We start from the raw sequence: 4,588 nt of genomic DNA, 5'->3' as shown, positions 1-4,588 counted from the left end.
ACTTAATATTTCATATGTTATTTCGTCTCTATCTATATCTTCAAATGATAATACATATTTTCTAAATGCTTCATAATCAATATTTAATTCTTGTTTCAAAATGACGTCTAGTGCACTTTCACTTCTTTTTGTCACGCTGACGTGATTTCTATTAAGTCCAAATTCTGTTTTTAACCCTTGTCTTAAATCCTTTGCAATTTCCTTTGTTGTCTTAATTGTCATAAGTAAATCCACCTTTTTATTTGTTGTGTAGTTCGGGTTAATTGCTAACCCTGACTACACTTAATACTATACACTATTTTTCTTCATTTGTACATGATATATACACTTTTTTTCTTATTTTAATAAAAATAGTTCAAGAAGCGGATGGCTATCTTCTACAGGCGCTCTTTTATATCCACTTTCTCCAAAATAATATAAGCTAACTCTATATAGCTTACGTTATTATTATTTTTAATTACTTCTTGCCACTCAGAGGGCAATCTATGAGCGTTTTTAATAATTTGTGATATATAACTCCTAACATAGTTATCGTACTCCATTTGCCTTGTTTTTGGGTTTCTATGTGCTTTTCTACTATTTGAATCGTAATAACGTCCTTCTCTTGCTTCAACATAAAATTCTAATGTGAAATATACATTTGGTTCATTTAATTGTGTAACTTCGTTTCTAATCATAATAATTAGCTCCTTTATAAAAACATTATTTCTTCCTTATTGAGTTCTACAACAACATGTGATGATTGATATGACCAATCATTCCAATTCAATACTGTGTCTACTTCTATCGCGTCATCTAAATATAAGTAATCACTAATATTTAATTGAATACTTTTGTAATTAGCATATAATTCACCGTTTTTAATAAATAAAGGATATTGTTTGTCATTAGGTCTACAAGGAGGCAAATTTAAATATCCGATAATATCTGCCTCTTTATCTTTACTTACAAAATTGATAATTGCTTTTAGATTTTTAACTTCCTGCATTATTAAACTCCTTCCTTTTCTATTTTATGCGCTTAATTGATTAATATATGATTTTAATTTTTTACCATCAACACCTTTACTTATCATTTTATAATCTTGAAAAATGTAATAGATGTTTTCTTGATCTCCCTTTGCTATTTCCTCTGCTAGTTCATCCTCTCTTAATATTATTGCTTCAACGTCTGCCCCATTACCTACTATTTTTGTCACTTGATAATTCGCTTGTACAAATTGTTTACTTGTCATTTTAATTCCTCCTATTTGTTATAATCATTCTCTTTAATTCTTTATTTGTAAATCGTTAGTAAAAATTTTCGCTTAAATATGTAACTCTCTATTACAATTCTTACTATACACTATTTTTCTTTATTTGTAAATAGGTTAGTACACATTTTTTTCTTTTTTTCGTTAAAAAGAAGCGGTCACTAATTTGGATAAGTGCTAAATATTTTATTATGATTATGCTTTATAGTCTTAGTTATATGATTTATAGTACTTTATATTTATTTTGTTATTATATATGTATATAAATGTACAAAACATGAAAAACAATTTATTATCTATATGTTAATTTGTATTAGTTTTGTAAATGATATACAATGAGAATATTCATAATATGTTACAGGGAGTTTAATCAATGAACAAAGTTATTCATAATAACAGGAAAATATATACTAACTTAACAGAATATTTGTTAAGTATGGGCGTCCCACCTTATAAAATTGAACAATCAAAAATAGATTTAGTTAAAAAAGAAAGTAAATATGAAGAATTAGAACTTTGCTATGACCTCATAAAAGAAGAAGAATCAAACTATATCAAAGTACCTGTAAGTAATATTCATGATGTTGCTAGAGAGGGTATTACAAAGCATAATGTAAGTTGGTATGATCATATGAATTATGCTTTATTTGGAATAAATGAACAATATAAGAATGGTTTAATAACTAGGAAGTTCGATTGTCTTTTCGACATTTATAAAAATAACAGTTACAGTAAATTGATTGAGTTGTTCCAAGAAGACGATAGCTATCTTTCTGAACATTATTTTTCAGCGTATGAACACCCGAATATGCCCACCAAGTACTATCAACGCTCCGATGGTTCACATAGACTATCGATTGCAAAAGTAATAGGTGTAGACTATCTATATGGGAAAGCAACAGATGTCTATAGGTTAAATGAAGTTAAATACAAATATTACCTAGAGATAAAATCTTTGCTAAAAGATTTGTACGATTTATTAGATAAAGTTCCCTTACTCGAATATAAAAGACATTGTAACTATATTACTTTCAACTCTAATACTATTTGCTATACACAAGATATCGGATTTAATTGGAAGATATCTATTAACCATGAAGAATATTCTGAATTGGATTCATTCATTAACAACTTAACGTATATAGTCGACACTTTGACCGAATTAATTGAAGCGGTAGATTTCAACAATAATAAATATCGTTCATATTCAAAATTACGTATGATATTTAAAAGATACTATTATCGTTTTCATAATTACTATATACTAAGTGACTTCCATGATAACAACGAACCTTTTATAGATTATATTCTTTTTAATATAGCTCACAAAGAAGCCTTTCCCAATGACATATCTTTATAATACTAATAAGCGGTTTATAACCGCTATTTTTTATGTAGTAACATCCCAACAACTATGTAGTTGTTTTTGACATCTTTATAATTGTTGGATAGACTATAATTATACATTATATGAGAGGGGATTATATATGAAAATATTAGAAGGACGATCAACATCAATCGAATTACCAATTGAGTATTCACAAAAGTTAGTAAGATATGTTGAACCACAATCGAAATTTTATTTCGGTCAAGATAAAACAGGTCTTACAGGTCTTGTTGAACAATTACTATTCGAAAACACTATAGCAGATTATTCATCATATGAATCTACACAAAGTGGTGAAAAGGTATATATAAATCAAAAAATATATAGAGAGTTTATTTCTAAAGCTAAGAAGCAAGGTTATAAAAACGGTTTGGAATGGTTGAAAGATATAATAGATGAAAAGGAGTCTTTCGCATTACAGTATGGCAATGATAATAAACCAGAAGAAAACCCTTGGGCAATAGAAATAGGTGGAAAATACATTAATTTAGCAAAACATAGTGGGATAGCAGTAGCAGGTGATTCACAAGATAATAAAGAAAAAACAATTAACTATATTGCGAATCAATTAGTGAGCAATAGAAAAGGAAACGAAACAGAAGTTTATCAAATAGATGGAGAAAAAACACTTAATAAAACGAAAGATAATCCTTTTGAAATAGATGGCAGTATTAATACATTGGATTTCCTCGATTGGGTAGAAAAGTTAATAGAAAAACGTGAAAGTTTTTTAGATGAATTAGATAAAAAGAGATATAAGTGGTTAATTCCTACTTTGGGAGAAAATGGTTTGAATGGTAATCTACCACATACCTTCTCAAGAGTATTTATTATTATTGAAAACGAAAAATCTACAGAAACAATTGATAAGAAGATTAACAACTTATGCAGATTGAACAATAAAATAAACGGTAATAAATTGTTCGGAATGAACATTCATCTAATTGTTAAAATATCTAGAGATAAATATTATGAAATAGTAGATGGTAAAGCTGAGAGTAGCTATTTAAACGCTATGAGAGGACTAATAGAAACAGACGGACAAGATATTAAAACAGGAGAAGAAGTAGCCATAACTACAAAAAAGAGTTCAAAAAGAGAAATTGTAAATACAAAAGGCTTGTTTTATTAAAAAAATAACGATAGAAGCGGTTATATACCACTTCTATCGTTATTTTATCCTTTTATAAGAAACTAGATATTAAGTTCCATAACCATTGGAAAAATCCAACAATAGCGTCCCAAATCTTCTGTAAAATGTTTCTATTCTCTTCTGTGTTTAAATCCTTAGCTTTATCTTTTGCTTTATCGATTAAATCTCCATGTTTCTTTTCTAATTGGTTTTTATAATCTCCTATTTGCTTCTTAAATGCTTTAGGATCATTTTGTAATATATTAGAATTAGCTACGTTAACAATAATATTATAAATAGTGTTTTTTTGATTTTCATTAATCACTTCATCTAAGCCTTTTTCTTTTAACACTTCATCTACAATACTTCTAACTTTATCTTCGGAAACATCACCATTCTTTTGTTTTTCATCTGCAACTTGATCTTTCATTTCCGCTACTGCATTATTCATAGCACCATCACTATAATTATCATTACCTTTATTTTCATCACTTATATTAGCAAGGTCTGACATTTCTTGATTAGCATTTCTTACATCTTCTTCATTTAAATCGTTACCTTCTTCAGCATATGCTTTTACAATACCTGTTAGCGCTCCATCACCTGTCGTAGGTTCTACTGTAGATGCAACGCGTATTTTTGCATTTTGTATACCTGCACTAATTGCTGAGTTAGTATATTGCTCTTCCGTCACTTTCGTAATATGGTCTGGTGTAACAATTTCTACATCTACACCTTTACCAAAAGATTTTGGTTCTATTACTGAACTAGAATAGATATGGTCATATGTTACACCTGTAAATTTTTCTACATCTCC

Annotated in this window: 7 protein-coding genes; 2 read left to right on the top strand and 5 right to left on the bottom strand. The window is 28.2% G+C overall.

Going from position 1 to position 4,588, the window contains the following annotated elements:
- The 4 genes from ACF91D_RS29435 to ACF91D_RS29420 form a co-directional block, all read right to left on the bottom strand.
- A partial coding sequence (locus tag ACF91D_RS29435) for a hypothetical protein (protein ID WP_392438262.1) occupies positions 1 to 222 on the bottom strand: 222 nt, incomplete at its 3' end.
- A gap of 155 nt (positions 223 to 377) precedes the next feature.
- Positions 378 to 677: a hypothetical protein gene (locus ACF91D_RS29430; RefSeq protein WP_392438261.1), complete on the bottom strand. Its 300-nt coding sequence runs from the start codon at positions 675 to 677 to the stop codon at positions 378 to 380.
- A gap of 14 nt (positions 678 to 691) precedes the next feature.
- Positions 692 to 988 (bottom strand): hypothetical protein, encoded by a 297-nt coding sequence (locus ACF91D_RS29425; protein ID WP_392438259.1) that lies wholly within the window; start codon positions 986 to 988, stop codon positions 692 to 694.
- Between the two features lie 24 nt (positions 989 to 1,012).
- Positions 1,013 to 1,234 (bottom strand): hypothetical protein, encoded by a 222-nt coding sequence (locus ACF91D_RS29420; protein ID WP_392438258.1) that lies wholly within the window; start codon positions 1,232 to 1,234, stop codon positions 1,013 to 1,015.
- Positions 1,235 to 1,625: 391 nt separating this feature from the next.
- On the opposite strand from ACF91D_RS29420, the gene ACF91D_RS29415 reads away from it, so the two are divergent.
- Positions 1,626 to 2,612 (top strand): hypothetical protein, encoded by a 987-nt coding sequence (locus tag ACF91D_RS29415; RefSeq protein ID WP_392438256.1) that lies wholly within the window; start codon positions 1,626 to 1,628, stop codon positions 2,610 to 2,612.
- A 127-nt stretch (positions 2,613 to 2,739) separates the two neighbouring features.
- Positions 2,740 to 3,771, top strand: coding sequence for a hypothetical protein (locus ACF91D_RS29410; RefSeq protein ID WP_392438254.1), 1,032 nt, complete (start codon positions 2,740 to 2,742; stop codon positions 3,769 to 3,771).
- A gap of 52 nt (positions 3,772 to 3,823) precedes the next feature.
- Here ACF91D_RS29410 and ACF91D_RS29405 read toward each other — a convergent pair.
- A partial coding sequence (locus ACF91D_RS29405; protein WP_392438253.1) for a DUF1002 domain-containing protein occupies positions 3,824 to 4,588 on the bottom strand: 765 nt, incomplete at its 5' end.

The sequence above is a fragment of the Staphylococcus sp. 231237_7MaSpsaltlick genome, assembly GCF_043107035.1.
This window is presented reverse-complemented; position numbering and strand designations above follow the sequence as displayed.